Source organism: Burkholderia pyrrocinia (genome assembly GCF_022809715.1).
GTDB classification, from domain to species: Bacteria; Pseudomonadota; Gammaproteobacteria; order Burkholderiales; family Burkholderiaceae; genus Burkholderia; species Burkholderia pyrrocinia_C.
Genome location: NZ_CP094459.1, coordinates 2,264,128 through 2,279,073 on the forward strand (window position 1 = coordinate 2,264,128; position 14,946 = coordinate 2,279,073).

At 66.6% G+C, this 14,946-nt stretch carries 16 protein-coding genes; 5 read left to right on the forward strand and 11 right to left on the reverse strand.

The features are described 5' to 3' along the window. Nucleotides 1-112 precede the first annotated feature (112 nt). Nucleotides 113-322 (forward strand): dodecin, encoded by a 210-nt coding sequence (locus tag MRS60_RS10505; protein WP_011549586.1) that lies wholly within the window; start codon nucleotides 113-115, stop codon nucleotides 320-322. 224 nt (nucleotides 323-546) lie between these two features. Continuing rightward, a complete protein-coding gene (locus MRS60_RS10510) occupies nucleotides 547-1,476 on the forward strand; it encodes a LysR substrate-binding domain-containing protein (protein ID WP_006478550.1) in 930 nt (309 codons plus the stop codon). Nucleotides 1,477-1,563: 87 nt separating this feature from the next. Here MRS60_RS10510 and MRS60_RS10515 read toward each other — a convergent pair whose 3' ends face one another. Then, on the reverse strand, nucleotides 1,564-2,976 hold the full coding sequence (locus MRS60_RS10515; protein WP_034181164.1) for an 8-oxoguanine deaminase: 1,413 nt from the start codon (nucleotides 2,974-2,976) through the stop codon (nucleotides 1,564-1,566). Between the two features lie 519 nt (nucleotides 2,977-3,495). On the opposite strand from MRS60_RS10515, the gene uraH reads away from it, so the two are divergent. Further along, a complete protein-coding gene (uraH, locus tag MRS60_RS10520) occupies nucleotides 3,496-3,849 on the forward strand; it encodes a hydroxyisourate hydrolase (RefSeq protein ID WP_011352401.1) in 354 nt (117 codons plus the stop codon). Nucleotides 3,850-3,903: 54 nt separating this feature from the next. Continuing rightward, nucleotides 3,904-5,097 carry a urate hydroxylase PuuD gene (locus tag MRS60_RS10525; protein ID WP_034181163.1) on the forward strand — a complete coding sequence of 398 codons (1,194 nt, stop codon included), beginning with the start codon at nucleotides 3,904-3,906 and terminating at the stop codon, nucleotides 5,095-5,097. Between the two features lie 92 nt (nucleotides 5,098-5,189). Here the strand turns inward: MRS60_RS10525 and MRS60_RS10530 are convergent, their stop codons facing one another. Both MRS60_RS10530 and MRS60_RS10535 read right to left on the reverse strand, forming a co-directional pair. Then, nucleotides 5,190-5,600 (reverse strand): ACT domain-containing protein, encoded by a 411-nt coding sequence (locus MRS60_RS10530; protein WP_034181162.1) that lies wholly within the window; start codon nucleotides 5,598-5,600, stop codon nucleotides 5,190-5,192. A 123-nt stretch (nucleotides 5,601-5,723) separates the two neighbouring features. Then, the gene (locus MRS60_RS10535) at nucleotides 5,724-6,128 is read right to left on the reverse strand and encodes a RidA family protein (protein WP_034181161.1); all 405 of its coding nucleotides are present in this window, start codon (nucleotides 6,126-6,128) and stop codon (nucleotides 5,724-5,726) included. A gap of 152 nt (nucleotides 6,129-6,280) precedes the next feature. Here MRS60_RS10535 and MRS60_RS10540 point away from each other — a divergent pair, with 152 nt between their 5' ends. Beyond that, nucleotides 6,281-7,246 (forward strand): LysR family transcriptional regulator, encoded by a 966-nt coding sequence (locus MRS60_RS10540; protein ID WP_034181160.1) that lies wholly within the window; start codon nucleotides 6,281-6,283, stop codon nucleotides 7,244-7,246. An 81-nt stretch (nucleotides 7,247-7,327) separates the two neighbouring features. Here MRS60_RS10540 and MRS60_RS10545 read toward each other — a convergent pair whose 3' ends face one another. The 8 genes from MRS60_RS10545 to ldcA form a co-directional block, all read right to left on the reverse strand. After that, nucleotides 7,328-7,840: an ureidoglycolate lyase gene (locus MRS60_RS10545; protein ID WP_034181159.1), complete on the reverse strand. Its 513-nt coding sequence runs from the start codon at nucleotides 7,838-7,840 to the stop codon at nucleotides 7,328-7,330. Further along, a complete protein-coding gene (gene alc / locus MRS60_RS10550) occupies nucleotides 7,837-8,850 on the reverse strand; it encodes an allantoicase (RefSeq protein ID WP_243564667.1) in 1,014 nt (337 codons plus the stop codon). The genes MRS60_RS10545 and alc overlap by 4 nt, the downstream gene beginning before the upstream one ends. A gap of 62 nt (nucleotides 8,851-8,912) precedes the next feature. Further along, complete coding sequence (uraD, locus tag MRS60_RS10555; protein WP_034181157.1) at nucleotides 8,913-9,434, reverse strand: 2-oxo-4-hydroxy-4-carboxy-5-ureidoimidazoline decarboxylase; 522 nt, start codon at nucleotides 9,432-9,434, stop codon at nucleotides 8,913-8,915. Further along, nucleotides 9,431-10,384, reverse strand: a complete 954-nt coding sequence (gene puuE / locus MRS60_RS10560; RefSeq protein WP_034181156.1) for an allantoinase PuuE — start codon at nucleotides 10,382-10,384, stop codon at nucleotides 9,431-9,433. Before puuE ends, uraD begins: the two co-directional genes overlap by 4 nt. Nucleotides 10,385-10,532: 148 nt before the next feature. After that, nucleotides 10,533-11,324 (reverse strand): aspartate/glutamate racemase family protein, encoded by a 792-nt coding sequence (locus MRS60_RS10565; protein WP_217589423.1) that lies wholly within the window; start codon nucleotides 11,322-11,324, stop codon nucleotides 10,533-10,535. Between the two features lie 10 nt (nucleotides 11,325-11,334). Then, a complete protein-coding gene (locus MRS60_RS10570; RefSeq protein ID WP_034181154.1) occupies nucleotides 11,335-12,819 on the reverse strand; it encodes an NCS1 family nucleobase:cation symporter-1 in 1,485 nt (494 codons plus the stop codon). A gap of 147 nt (nucleotides 12,820-12,966) precedes the next feature. Next, complete coding sequence (locus MRS60_RS10575; protein WP_034181153.1) at nucleotides 12,967-13,671, reverse strand: GntR family transcriptional regulator; 705 nt, start codon at nucleotides 13,669-13,671, stop codon at nucleotides 12,967-12,969. A 306-nt stretch (nucleotides 13,672-13,977) separates the two neighbouring features. Beyond that, nucleotides 13,978-14,916 (reverse strand): muramoyltetrapeptide carboxypeptidase, encoded by a 939-nt coding sequence (gene ldcA, locus MRS60_RS10580; RefSeq protein WP_131948653.1) that lies wholly within the window; start codon nucleotides 14,914-14,916, stop codon nucleotides 13,978-13,980. Between the last annotated feature and the right edge of the window lie 30 nt (nucleotides 14,917-14,946).

Consider the following 14,946-nt stretch of genomic DNA (forward strand, 5'->3'; position numbering starts at 1 on the left):
GTTGCACTTGCCGCCCATCATACCTATCACTCAAGAAGCCGGGCACGCGCGGCGCCGCTTCGGGACCGCAGCTTGCACCGGCGATACAGACCGATATCCCAGGGAGCGCATCATGAGCGACCACGTGTACAAGCTGATCGAACTGACCGGTTCGTCGCAGCAATCGAGCGACGACGCCATCCGCAACGCGATCTCGAAGGCCGGCAAGACACTGCACAACCTGCACTGGTTCCAGGTGACCGAAACGCGCGGCCACATCGAAGGCGACCAGGTCGTTCACTGGCAGGTCACGCTGAAGGTCGGCATGCGCATCGACGACTGACACAACCGCCGCATCACACGCCGAGCCGCGATCCGGAGTCGCACTACACGTGCCTCCGCGCGGCGCCGCGCGCGCCCGCTTGCAACCCCGTTCAGGCCCCTTGTCGAGGCCCGGCCGGCGGGTGCGTGCGGGTATCCATCTCTTGACGCTGACTTTCGTTCATATTAAAAACGATATACCCACAGTACCCCTCGATCAGCCCAGCCATATAACCTGGAGAAATCATGAGTCAGCAACGCGAGGCGATCGACACGTACCTCTTGCGCGTCTTGCACACCTTGTTGATGGAGCGCAGCGTCACGCGCGCGGCCGTCAAACTGAACCAGTCGCAACCGGCGATCAGCGCCGCGCTGCGGCGCCTGCGCGACATCACCGGCGATCCGCTGCTGGTGCGCGGCAAATCCGGCATGGTGCCGACCGAATACGGGCTGCGTCTGCTCGAGCCCGTGCAGAATGCGCTGCGTGAAATCGAGCGCATCAAGTTCCAGCAGCACAACTTCGACCCGGCCACGTCGATCCGCTGCTACCGGATCGGCTGCCCCGACTACCTGAACGTGCTGTTCGTGCCGACCGTCGTCGAGCGCTTCCGTCTGGCCGCGCCGAACGCGACGCTCGAGTTTCACTCGCTCGGCCCCGCGTTCGACTACGAACTCGCGCTGGAAGACGGCAAGCTCGACATCGTCGTCGGCAACTGGCCCGAACCGCCCGAGCAGCTGCACCTGTCGAACCTGTTCGTCGACGAGATCGTCTGCCTGATGAGCAACACGCACCCGTTCGCGAAGCGCGGCGGGCTCACGCTCGACCAGTACCTGAACGCGCCGCATCTCGCGCCGACGCCGTACTCGGTCGGACAGCGCGGCGCGATCGACGTGCATCTCGCGCGCGAACGGCTCAAGCGTCATGTGGTCGTCACGCTGCCGTACTTCAACCTCGCGCCGTACGTGCTCGTGAAGTCCGACCTGATCTTCACGACCACGCGCCTGTTCGCCGATCACTACGCGAAGTTCCTGCCGCTGTCGGTCGTGCCGGCGCCGCTCGACTTCCCGCCGATGCAGTACTACCAGCTGTGGCACGAGCGCTGCCACTACTCCGACGAAGTGCGCTGGCTGCGCAGCCTCGTCGCCGAAGCCACCCGCACGCTGATCGAAGCGTAACCGCACGCACCGCCCGCGCCGTCGCGGCGCGGAGCAACGCGACGGCGGCCGGCGGCAAGGCGGCCGCCGTATCGCTTCAGGCTTCGTTCAGCGCGATGCCTCGACGAGCGCCTGCGCGAGCGCGTTATGGCGCTCGATGACGGGCGGCAGATCGAGCGTCGCCAGCCGCCCTTCCCGCACCACCACCTTCCCGTTCACCACCGTGTACGCCGTCTGCGACGGCGCGCAGAACACCAGCGCCGCGACCGGATCGTGCAGCGCGCCCGCGAACAGCGGCTGGCGCAGGTCGAACGCGGCGAAGTCCGCAGCCATGCCTGGCTTCAGCGCCCCGATATCGTCGCGGTTCAGCACCTTCGCGCCGCCGAGCGTCGCGATCTCGAGCGCTTCGCGCGCGGTCATCGCATCGGGCCCGAAGCCGACTCGCTGCAGCAGCAGCGCCTGCCGCACTTCCGCGACCATCTGCGCGCCATCGTTCGACGCGGAGCCGTCGACGCCGAGGCCGACCGGCACGCCCGCGAGACGCATCTTCTTTACCGGCGCGATACCCGACGCGAGCCGCATGTTCGAGCACGGACAGTGTGCGACGCCGGTGCCGGTACGCGCAAACAGGCCGATGCCCGCATCGTCGAGCTGCACGCAATGCGCATGCCATACGTCGTGGCCAACCCAGCCGAGATCTTCCGCATATTCGGCGGGCGTCATCCCGAACTTCTCGCGGCTGTACGCGATGTCGTTGACGTTCTCCGCGAGGTGCGTGTGCAGCGACACGCCGTACTCGCGCGCGAGCACGGCCGCGTCGCGCATCAGGTCGCGGCTCACGGAAAACGGCGAGCATGGCGCGACCACCACGCGCAGCATCGCGTAGCGGCCTTCGTCGTGATAGGTCTCGATCAGGCGCTGCGTGTCGCGCAGGATGTCGGGTTCGCGTTCGACAACGGAATCGGGCGGCAGCCCGCCGTCGCGCTGGCCGACGCTCATCGCACCGCGGCTCGCATGAAAACGCATGCCGATCCGCTGCGCGGCGCCGATGCTGTCGTCGAGCCGGCTGCCGTTCGGGTAGATGTACAGATGGTCGCTCGACGTCGTGCAGCCCGACTGTAGCAGCTCGGCCATCGCGGTGAGCGTCGACACCTCGATCATCTCGGGCGTCAGGTGCGCCCAGATCCGGTACAGGTTCGTGAGCCAGCCGAACAGCTCGGCGTTCTGCGCGGCCGGCACCGCGCGCGTGAGGCTCTGGTACATGTGGTGGTGCGTGTTCACGAGCCCCGGGATCACGAGGTGGCCGCGCAGGTCGAGCACTTCGTCGGCCGTGTCGGGCAGCTCGGCGGTCGGGCCGACCGCGACGATCCGGTTGTCTTCGATGTAGAGCCCCGCGTCGCGCAATTCGCGGCGCGTGTCGTCCATGGTCACGAGCACGTCGGCGTGCTTGACCAGCAGGGTTTTCGGGCGGGATGGGGATGCGTTCGGCGCGTGTGCGCCGGCGTGCTGCTCGAGGTTCATGCGTTCTCCGCGTCGGTCGGCCCCAGGGGCTGATCCTGGGGACGGTCACAAAGCCGTTCGAACGCTGATTCGCGGCACGCCCCGGTGCCTGCGTCCGTTCGAACGCCCTGGCCCGGTTACCCGGCGTGCTCGCCGTCTTCGGGGTACGCGCGGGCCACAGGCCGACGCGCACGGCGGGAGGATCGCCCAAGCACGCGCGGCGCACAATGCGCAATCCGTAATACCGCACTTCACGGTTCCGATATGGTACGCCGCGCGCGCCTGGTCCGCCCTGCCGCCGGACGCCCGAAACGCAGGCTGAAAGCCATATCCGGCGTGCCGTCGACAGCCGCTTATGCGCGGCGCATTATCTTCGATATCGCGCCCGTATTTGCTCGGGGAACCTTTTTACAATGCCTGCACGGCGCTCGCTTCACCTCGCCGACGGGTATGTAGCCACGTGACGTGGAGCCTCGATCCGCCGCACAGTCAATGGATCGAGTCGCCGCCGAACCTCGCATTCACACAAGGACACAACGAATGGGAAAGCTCACTACCCACGTACTCGATACGGCGCACGGTCGTCCCGGCGCCGCAATCAAGGTCGACCTCTACGCGCTGGACGGCGAATCGCGCCGCGCGATCAAGACCGTGCTGACCAATAGCGACGGCCGCTGCGACGAACCCCTGCTCGAAGGCGCCGCGCTCGCCGCCGGCGAATACGAACTCGTGTTCCATGCCGGCGACTACTTCGCGTCGCTCGGCGTGAAGGTGCCCGAACCCCGTTTCGTCGACCGCGTCGTGCTGCGCTTCGGCATCGCCGACACCGGCTCGCACTACCACGTGCCGCTGCTCGTGTCGCCGTGGTCGTACAGCACCTATCGCGGCAGCTGACATACGCATCGGCGCCCGCATCAAAGACAAACGATCTGAGTCTGGAGGAGTTTCATGGAAGGCTTCATCACCGACTGGCTGAACCTCGCGCTGCGATGGCTGCACGTCATCGTCGCCATCGCGTGGATCGGCGAGTCGTTCTATTTCGTCGCGCTCGACAACAGCCTGAAACCGCCGACCGACCCGAACCAGCGCAAGCGCGGCGTGTTCGGCGAACTGTGGCACGTCCACGGCGGCGGCTTCTACAACATGCAGAAGTACACGGTCGCCCCGCCGGAAATGCCGGATGACCTGCACTGGTCGAAGTGGCCGTCGTACACGACCTGGCTGTCGGGCTTCTCGCTGTTCTTCGTGCTGTACCTGCTCGCGCCGAACACCTACCTGATCGACAAGAGCGTGCTCGACATGGGCCCGGTCGTCGCCGTCGCATCCGCGCTCGGCTTCCTCGCAGCCGGCTGGATCGTCTACGACTCGCTGTGCCGCCTCCTCGGCACCAACGACCGCGTGCTCGGCATCTGCGTCGGCCTCTACGTCGTCGTCGCGGCGTACCTCGCGTGCCACATCTTCGCGGGCCGTGCCGCCTACCTGATCGTCGGCGCGATGCTCGCGACGATCATGTCGGCGAACGTGTTCTTCGTGATCATCCCCGGCCAGCGCAAGATGGTCGACAAGATGCTCAAGGGCGAAGAGCCGAACCCGATCTACGGCAAGCGCGGCAAGCAGCGCTCGGTGCACAACACGTACTTCACGCTGCCCGTCGTGTTCGCGATGCTGTCGAACCACTATGCGATGACGTACACGAACAAGTTCAACTGGATCGTGCTCGTGCTGATCATGCTGGCCGGCGCACTGATCCGCCAGTTCTTCGTGATGCGTCACCGCGGCAAGCAGCTGTGGTACCTGCCGATCGGCGGCGTCGCGCTGCTGTCGGGCGCGCTGGTGTGGACGATGCCGAAGCCGGTCGCACCGGAAGCGCAGGCCGCCAACGCGCCGAAGATCGTGATCAACGACATCATGCCGATCCTGCAGCAGCGCTGCGTCGAGTGCCACTCGTCGAAGCCGACGCTGATGGGCAGCGCACCCGCGGGCGTGCTGTTCGATACGCCGGACGAAGTGTCGAAGAACGCGCAGCGCATCTACGAACAGGCCGTGCGCCTGAAGGCGATGCCGATCGGCAACGTCACGCACATGACCGACGACGAGCGGACGAAGCTCGCCGCCTGGTTCGAGGGCGGCGCGGTCAAGTAAGCCGCCGTGCGCCGGTTGCCGGCGCCATCCTCTCCGTTCGCGGGCCCGGTGACGGGCCCGTTTTTTTTTGCGTGTTCCGAATGCGCAGCGCGCTAGCCGCGCATCGCGTCGCGCTGCAGTGCGACGAGCGCCTCGAGTGCACGCGGGCCGTCGTCGAACGGCACGAAGATGTGGTCGTGATACGCGGCCGCCATCACGTTGCAACTGATGCCGGCCGCGCCGAGCGCCCGCGCGAATGCCGCGGTGAGGCCGACTGCCGCGAGATCGGAATGAACGGTCAGCGTGATCCACGCGGCGCGGAACAGCACGGGCCAGCCGCGACGCGCAGCCGCCTCTTCGTCGACCACAACCGTCAGCCCTTCCGCTTCGCGGAACGTTGCAATCGTTTCGGATAACGATACGTCTGTATCAATCGGCAGCGAGACGAACGCGAACGCGCCCGGATGCAGTTCGGGTTGCATCGTGCGCAGCAGGATCGCGAGGTCGTTCTCAGGTTGGCTCATCGGAGGAATACGTCCGGAACAGGACGTCGTGCGGTGGCGATGCGGGCACGATAGCACGCGCGATGACGGTGCCATGCACGCACCGCCGCGACTTCGCCCGCAAGCCAGCCTCGGACGGCCACCTCACCCGTCGACGGATTCCGGCAACCGCGCGATCGCCTTGATCTCGAACTGGAAGCCGTATAGCCAGGTCACGCCGACGGCGGTCAGCGTCGGATGCGGCGCGTCGCCCCAGTACTCGGGGACGATCTCCCAGATCCGCTCGAACGTCGCTTCGGGGTCGACGAGGAACACCGTCACGTCGACGACATCGTCGAACGTGCAGCCGGCCGCACTCAGCACCGCGTTCAGGTTGTCGAACGCGCGGCGAACCTGCGCGCCCAGCTCCGGCTCGGGCGAACCGTCGTCGCGGCTGCCGACCTGCCCGGACACGAACAGGAAACCGTTCGAGCGCAGCGCCGGCGAGTAGCGGTTGCGCTCATACAGCGCCCGGCGACCGGGCGGGAAAACTACGCTACGCTTTGCCATCCAACACCTCCATCAGTCAGTGGGGCGAAGCCGCCCCTGCATCAACGATGAAGGCACTTTAAGGACCGTCGCCCGGCGGATAAACCAGCAACCCTGTCCAACACTGTTTGCGCGCACCAAACAATTTCCGACCGACGCGGAGCCCTGACCCGATGGATCGATTCGACGCAATGCAGGCGTTCGCCCGCGTAGTGGAAGCCGGCAGCTTCACGAAGGCGGCCGAGACGCTGCACATGAGCCGCACCACCGTCACGCAACTGGTGCAGCAGCTCGAAGCGCGGCTTCGCGTGAAGCTGTTCAACCGTACGACGCGCAAGGTCGTCGTCACCGCCGACGGTGCCGCGTACTACGAGCGCGTGGTGCGGCTGCTGGCCGACATGGACGATGCCGAAACGAGCCTGTCCGCCGCGTCCGCGTCGCCCCGCGGGCGGCTGCGCGTGGACGTGCCGAGCCCGTTCGCGCGCCTGATCCTGATCCCCGCGCTGCCCGCGTTCCATGCGCGCTACCCGGACATCCAGCTCGACATGGGCGTGAGCGACCGCGTGGTGGACGTGATCGGCGAGAACGTCGACTGCGTCGTGCGCGGCGGCGAACCGGCCGACCGCTCGCTGGTCGCGCGTCGCGTCGGCGACCTGCGGCTCGGCGTGTATGCGTCGCCTGCCTACCTCGCGCGCGCCGGCACGCCGTCGCATCCGGCTGAACTGGAAGACACGCATCACCGGATCGTCGGCTTCCTGTGGGCGCGTACCGGCAAGGCGCTGCCGTTTGCGATGGAATGCGACGGCGAGCGCGTCGACGTGCGCGGGCGCTACGTGCTCGCGGTCGACGACGGCAACGCATACCTCGAGGCCGGCCTCGCCGGGCTGGGCATTCTGTGGCTGCCCGACTACATGGCTGCCGCGCATCGCGAGCGCGGCGAACTGGTGCAGCTGTTCGACGCGTGGCAGCTCGAACCGATGCCGATGTACGTCGCGTTCCCGCCGAACCGGCACGTCAGCGCGAAGCTGCGCGTCTTCGTCGACTGGATCGCCGACCTGATGGCGCAGCATGCGCCGGTCGCGAACCGGCGTCGCGGCGGCAGCGGTTCGCGCGACACGGGCAAGACCGTGGCGACCTGAGTCGCTCATAAACGGCCGCACATAAAAAAACCCGCGCAACATGCGCGGGTTTCGACGAGTTGGCGCGGAAACGCCGACGACTCAGGCGGTCAGCGCGGTTAGCGCCTCATCGGTGAGCCACAGCGATTCCTGCAGATCCTGCTCGTTGAGGTTCAGGCCGTCGCCGCCCCGGTCGACCACGATGAAATCGCTGACGCCGCCGAGTGCGATCAGCGGGTGATGCCACACGCCCTTCGCATAGTTGACGCCCTGCCAGCCGCTCGTCACGAACGCGCGGATCTTCGCCGGATCGAGATCGCCCGCGGGCGCCACGACGACGAGATACGGCTGGTCGTTCAGCGGCACGAAGGCCTGGCTGCCGAGCGGGTGCCGCTCGAGCATCTTCACTTCGAACGGCAGCGTGCGCGGCTGGCCTCGAAACAGGTTGACGAGCGTGCGGCCGTCTTCGTCGCTCACATCGACTTTCGCGAGATCGTGAAAGCGGATCGTCGTGCCGAGATTGATCGGGATCTGCTTTGCTCCTTCCGTCTCGATCACGTCGCCGAACGGCGCGAACGCTTCCTTGGTCAGCGGTTCGATAACAAGCGTCTTCATTTGTCGAGCGTCCCCCACAGACGCAGGCGCGACACGCCGCCGTCCGGAATGATGTTCAGTCGCACGTGCGTGACGGGGCCGAGCGACGCGATGTCGGCTTCGAAGTAGTGCTGCTTGTCCATCTGCAGCTTCTGTTCGCCGAGCAGCACCGGCCAGAACATCGACTGCGTGATCAGCGAGCTGTCGGTGCCGCCCGACACATAGGCAGCCTGGATCGAGCAGCGATCCGGGTAGTTGCCCTTGAAGAACGCGGTATCGACTTCGATCTTGCGGATCACGCCCGGCTGCGCGAGCGCGATGATCGCCCAGTCGTTGCCCGGCTCGCGGCGGCGGCGGGTTTCCCAGCCGTCGCCCATGTTCACACCGCGGCCCGGCAGCAGCAGGTTCGACGCAACGCCGAAGTGCTGGTTGTTCGCGGCCACGACGTAGCCGCCGTTTTCCATCGCCGCGAGATCGAACTGCTCGGTTGCGCTCGCACCGGCCCAGTCGAGCTGCGGCTGGCCGTACACGCGCAGGCGCGCAATGCCGCCGTCCGGATAGATGTTCACGCGCAGGTGCGTAAATGCACGTGCATCGCTCGCTTCGACGTAGTGATGGCTGTTGCCCTGCAGCGTCGTCGACGGCAAGATCTCGACCCACTCGGTCGCATGCGTCGGCGCGCCGTCGGCCACGAAGGCGGCCTCGATCGACGCGGCCGGCGGGAAGTTGCCGGTGAAGTGGCTCGTGTCGATGTCGAAGCCCTTGATCACGCCCGGGCGCGCGAGCTTGACGATGCACCAGTCGTAGCCCGTCGTGCGCTTGCGGCGCGTTTCCCAGCCATCCATCCACTTGCCGTGGTCGTCGTATTTGCCGGGAATGAACACGGCCGGCTCGGGGTTCAGCATCCGGTCCTTCGGCGCGAAGAAATCGTCGCTGGCTTCGAGCGCCTGCGCACCGAGGCGCGGGTCGGCGAGATTCACGTAGCGCCGCGTGAATTCGGGTGCGTTGGGATCGAGAAGCGGAACAGCCATGATATTTCCTTGTTTCAGTGATGCGATCCGGCCGCCGCGACGCAGCAGGCCGTATTGCGGTGTCAGGCGTCGATCAGGTCGTCGAGGCGGAAGCGCGCGATCCGGTAGATCTGGTCGAGGCTCGCGCGCAGTTCCTCGGCGCGCGAATGATTCACGCGCGACTCGAAGTTCGCGATGATGCCGTGCCGGTCGTAGCCGCGCACCGCGAGGATGAACGGGAAGCCGAACTTCTCGCGATACGTGCGGTTCAGCGTCAGCAGCTTGTCGAACTCTTCCTGCGTGCACTGGTCGAGGCCCGCGCCGCTCTGCTCGCGCGTCGACTCGGCCGTCAGCTCGCCGCGCACGGCGGCCTTGCCGGCCAGCTCCGGGTGAGCGTTGATCAGCGCGAGCTGGCGCGCTTCTCCGCCCGTTTCCACCGCGCCCGACATCGTCTTGTGCAGCGCGTCGATGCTCGCGAACGGCCGCTCGCCCGCGGCGACCTCGGCCACCCACGGCGAATGTTCGAAAATCCCCGACAGCGCCGCGACGAATGCGTTCGGCGCCATCGTGTTCAATTGATTCAACGTGTAACGCATCGCCTTCATGCTTTCCCTTCGTTTCGATGATTGGGCTGATACGGATGATGTTCACGCCAGTGACGCGCGATATCGACACGGCGCGTCACCCATACGCGATCGTGCTTCTCGATGTGATCGAGGAACCGCTGCAGCCCGCGGAACCGGCCCGGCCGGCCGAGCAGCCGGCAGTGCATGCCGATCGACAGCATCTTCGGCGCCTCGTCGCCCTCTGCGTACAGCACATCGAACGCGTCGCGCAGATAGTCGAAGAAGTGATCGCCGGTGTTGAAGCCTTGCGGCGTCGCGAAACGCATGTCGTTCGTGTCGAGCGTGTACGGCACGATCAGTTGCGGCGACGTGCCGCCGCCCGACACGGCGACGTCCATCCAGAACGGCAGGTCGTCGCCGTAGTTGTCGGAGTCGTACAGGAAGCCGCCGTATTCCGCGACCAGGCGGTGCGTATTGGGGCTGTCGCGACCGGTATACCAGCCGAGCGGGCGCTCGCCCGTCACGCGCTCGATCGCCTCCATCCCGAGACGCATGTGCTCGGCCTCGAGTTCGGGCGTCATGCTCTGGTAGTGGATCCAGCGCCAGCCGTGGCACGCGATCTCATGGCCGAGCTCGACGAACGCGCGCGCGAGCTCCGGGTGACGCTCGATCGCCATGCCGACGCCGAATACCGTCAGCGGCAGCCCGCGCTTCTCGAATTCGCGCAGGATGCGCCACACGCCGGCCCGCGAACCGTATTCGTAGATCGACTCCATGCTCATGTGGCGGTCCGGATACGCGGCCGCGCCGACGATTTCCGACAGGAACTGCTCGGAGCCCGGATCGCCGTGCAGCACGCAGTTCTCGCCGCCCTCCTCGTAGTTCAGCACGAATTGCACGGCGACGCGGGCGCGCCCCGGCCAGTTCGCCTGCACGGGATGGCGGCCGTAGCCGATCAGGTCGCGAGGATAGTTGGGATCGAGTGACATGGTTCGAAGTGCGGCGAAAATTCGCTGGAGTAATGGGTTCGCATCGACCGCGCGGGTGCCGCAGGCCGGCCGCGCGGGCCGATGCGTTGACGGCCCAGTGTAGCGAAAACGTCCAGACGCGCCCATACAGCGGCGCAGATAGTGCGTGTCAGACGGTGTGTATGTGCGGTTGCGGCAAATTCGGGGCGGGTTCCGCCGCCTCCCCGTCCGGCGGGCTGAAGCGGGCGAATGCGCCGTCGTAGCGCTTCGGCAGCGGCCGCGCGTAGTCGCCGCGCTTCGCGGTCGCGAGGCGCAGCGCAACGAGCGCCTCGGCCCACTTGACGGCCGCCGTGACGCCCTCGACCACCGGCGCGCCGATCTGCTGCTCGATCTCGTGCGCGAATTCGGCCATCCCCGCGCAGCCGAGCACGATCGCGTCCGCGCCGTCCTCGTCGAGCGCGCGCCGGCATTCGTCGACGATGATCCGGCGCGCGGCCGAGCCCGGCCGGTCGAGTTCCAGCACCGCGACGTCGGTCGCGCGCACGTTGCGGCAGAACCGCTTCATCCCGTAGCGTTCAGCCAGGTGCCATGCCATCCCGCAGGTGCGCGCGAGCGTCGTGACGACCGAGAAGCCGGGCGCGAGCACGCTCGCCGCATGCATCGCGGCCTCGGCGATGCCGATCACCGGCCCGCGCGCGAGCTCGCGCGCCGCGTAGAGGCCCGGATCGCCGAAGCACGCGATCACGTATGCGTCGCAGCCGTCGCGCTCGCCCTGCGCGATCTCGGCGAGCAGCCCGGGCGTCGCGAGCGCCTCGTCGTAATACCCTTCGATCGACGGCGGCCCCATCGGCGGGCTCACCGCGACGATCTCCGTGCCCGCGGCCGCGACGTCGCGCGCGCAGCGGCCCATCGCGTCGGTCATCCGCTGCGTCGTATTCGGATTGATCAGTCGGATCTTCATCGCATGCTCCTCAGGCCTTCGCGCTCACGAGCAGCCGGTAGAACACGAAGCCGAGCCCCGCGCCGATGAACCACGAGAAGTTCGCGACGCCCTGCCAGCCCGGCACCATCACGCAGGCGACCGCGATCACCGCGGCCGGCAGCAGCGCGGCGAGCGCACGGCGGTTCACGCCGCCCGTGTACCAGTAGGTGCCGCTCTCCGACATCGTGTACAGGTCGTCGCGCACGAGCCGGCCGCGCTTGACGAGATAGAAGTCGGCGATCAGCACGCCGTACAGCGGGCCGATGAACGCGCCGAGCACGTCGAGCGTGTAGTGGATCACGGCCGGGTTGTTGAACAGGTTCCACGGCGTGATGAAGATCGACGCGACGGCCGCGAGCATCCCGCCCGCGCGCCAGCTGATCAGCCGCGGCGCGACGTTCGAGAAGTCGAACGCGGGCGACACGAAGTTCGCGACGATGTTGATGCCGATCGTCGCGATCGTGAACGTCAGCGCGCCGAGGATCACCGCGGTCGGATGATCGATGCGGCCGACCGTCTCGACGGGATCGGTGATGAGTTCGCCGAACACCGGCAGCGTCGCGGCCGTGGTGATTACCGTGACGAGCGAGAACGCGAGGAAGTTGACGGGCAGCCCCCAGAAATTGCCGCGCTTCACTTCGCCGAACGAGCGGCAGTAGCGCGAGAAATCGCCGAAGTTCAGCATCGGCCCGGAGAAGTACGACACGACCAGCGACACCGCCGTAATCATCACCGGGATCACTTCCGCGCCGTGATACTTGACGCCGCCGAGGTTGATGCCGATGTTGCGCCAGCCCGCGCGCCACACCATGTAGCCGGCGAGGATGAACATCACGACATAGACGGCCGGGCCCGCGAAGTCGATGAACTTCTTGATCGTCTCCATCCCGTTCCAGAACACGAACGCCTGCAGCACCCACAGCAGCATGAACCCGGCCCAGCCGACCGCGGACAGCCCGAGGAAGCCGTAGCGATGGACGTCCGCATACGGCAGCCATTGCGGAAAGAACTTCAGCACGACGATCACCAGCGCGCTCGAAGCGAGATAGGTCTGGATGCCGTACCACGCGATCGCGATCAGCCCGCGGATCACGGCCGGCACGTTCGCGCCGAGCACGCCGAACGTCGCGCGGCACGCGACCGGATACGGCACGCCGATCTGCTGGCTCGGCCGCGCGATCAGGTTGCACAGCACGTTCACGAGGCCGATGCCTACGATCAGCGCGATCAGCACCTGCCAGCTCGTCAGCCCGAGCGCGAACAGGCTGCCCGCGAACACGTAGCCGCCGACGCTGTGCACGTCCGACATCCAGAACGCGAAGATGTTGTACGAGCCCCATGTCTGATTCTTCAGGGGTGCCAAATCTTCGTTGTACAGACGTTCGCTGTAACCGCCCGGCAGCGTCGGATCGCCGCCCTCGCCGCCTTCTTCCGCCGGATAGGCGCTGTCGTGCGCCACACTGAACTGAGCCATGACTTCTCCTTGACGCGGCCGGGGCCGCTCCACTGTCATCGTTACCGCTCCGGATCGTCGCCCGGAGTCGGACCAGCGGCCCGCGGCGGACACCGCAGGCCTGCATTGCTCTCGTTCTGTGGCGCGCGGCCGGGTTCGCGTCGCCGCTCAGGCGCCGCCGAACACTTCGCGCAGATCGACCTGCCCTTGCGCGGGCCGGTCCAGCATCTTCAGTTCGACATGCTGCAGGTGGCGCGCCATCAGCGTCACCGCCCGCTTCGGATCGCCCGCCTCCAGCGCGGCGAGGATCTCGTCGTGGTCGTCGCACGAACACGGGCTGCGCCCGTGCGATTCGTACAGTGCCGACATCAGCGTCGAGCGTGCGACGAGCCCCTCGAGGCACTCGCTGAGCGTCGCATTGCCCATCAGCGTGGCGAGCGCCGTATGGAATTCGCCCGACAGCCGGATCCATGCCGCGAAGTCGTGCCGCTCGAACGCCTTGCGTTCCTTGTCGATCAGCGCGGCGACGCCCTTCAGCCGCTTCGCGCCGGGCCCGGTCGCGAGCCGCTCGACCACGGCGAGCTCGATGATCCGGCGCATCTCGAACACCTCGTGCACGTCCTGCAGCGTCGGGCTCGCGACGAACGCACCGCGGTTCGGCTCGAGCTCGACCAGCTTGTCGGTCGCGAGCTGCGCGAGCGCCTGGCGGATCGTCCCGCGCTTCACGCCGAACACGTCGCAGAGCTGCGCCTCCGTCAGCTTCGCGCCGGGCGCGAGCCGATGCTCGAGAATCGCCGTGCGGATCCGCTCGGCGATCGCTTCGGGACTGGCGGCACCGGACGGGTGGGAATCGGGCTCGTTCATGATCTGCATCGTGTGATGGTCCTCATCCTAGGATGGACATAAAGATTGTCAACAATTCTTTTCCGACATTTCGCACAATCGGCGTGCACGGACACGACTCCAATCGGTGCAGGATGCGCGAAATCCATGCACAACAAGCCTGAGTGCCATGACAGAGGCCGTCTCGTCGTATACCCTCCCGGCCATTTTGTTGACAAAACTGGTGCAAAATCCGGCGACGATTCTGTCGACGTCAGCCGAAATTTTTGACCGTTAGTTGCACAATTACGTAAAGAAAAAGGCGGAGAACCCGCCTTTCGATCGACCGCGCCCGCATCAGCCGAGATGCGGATAATCGGACAACGTGAGCCGGAAACCGTGCGCATTCGCGACCAGTTGCGCCTGCGCGCCGAACGGCAGCGTCAGCAGGTCGGGCACGTGGCCGAACTGCAGGCCCGTGACGACCGGAATACCGACCACCTCGCGCACCTGGTCGATCATCGCCTGCATGTCGTAGCCGTTGTCGTACTCGAACGTCCGCGCGCCGGTGAACTGGCCGAGCACGAGCGCCTGCTGGCGCGCGAGCAGGCCCGACAGGTGCAGTTGATAGATCATCCGCTCGATCCGGAACGGCTGTTCGTTGACGTCCTCGATGAACAGGATGCCACCCTCGATGTCGGGCATGTAAGGCGTGCCGACGAGCGACGTGAGGATCGCGAGGTTGCCGCCCCACAGCGTGCCCGTCACGTTCATGGTCTGCACCTGCGGTGCTTCGGCGATGATCGTCGTGCTCGGCTGCGTCAGCGTCTGCCAGAAGTGTTGCATCGTGAAGTCGCTCGGCGTTTCCGCGCCGAAATCGGCGGAAAGCATCGGGCCGCCGAACGTCTTGATGCGCGCCTTCGCGTACAGCGCGAGCTGGATCGCCGTGAAATCGCTGTGGCCGACGAGCGCGACCGGCTGGTCGCGCAGCCTGCGCTCGAGCCCGCGATAGTCGAGCCCGTGCAGGATCCGCGCGGCACCGTAGCCGCCGCGCACCGCGAGCGCAATGTCCGGCAGCGGCCGCTCCGGATCGGCGAGACGGTTCAGGTCGCCTGCCCGCTCGCCGTCGGTGCCGCCGAAACGCTGGAAGCGCCGCTGCGTCGCCTCGATGTTCTCGATGCGCTGCTGCGCGGTGCTGAGGCGTTCGAGCGCGCGATTGATCGCGTCGGGATCGTGCGGATAACCGGACGGCGCCAGCAGGCGGATGGTGTAGGACGCGGCGGGCTGGAAGGACATGGCGAAAGGTGTCGGGTCGTCAAACCTGCT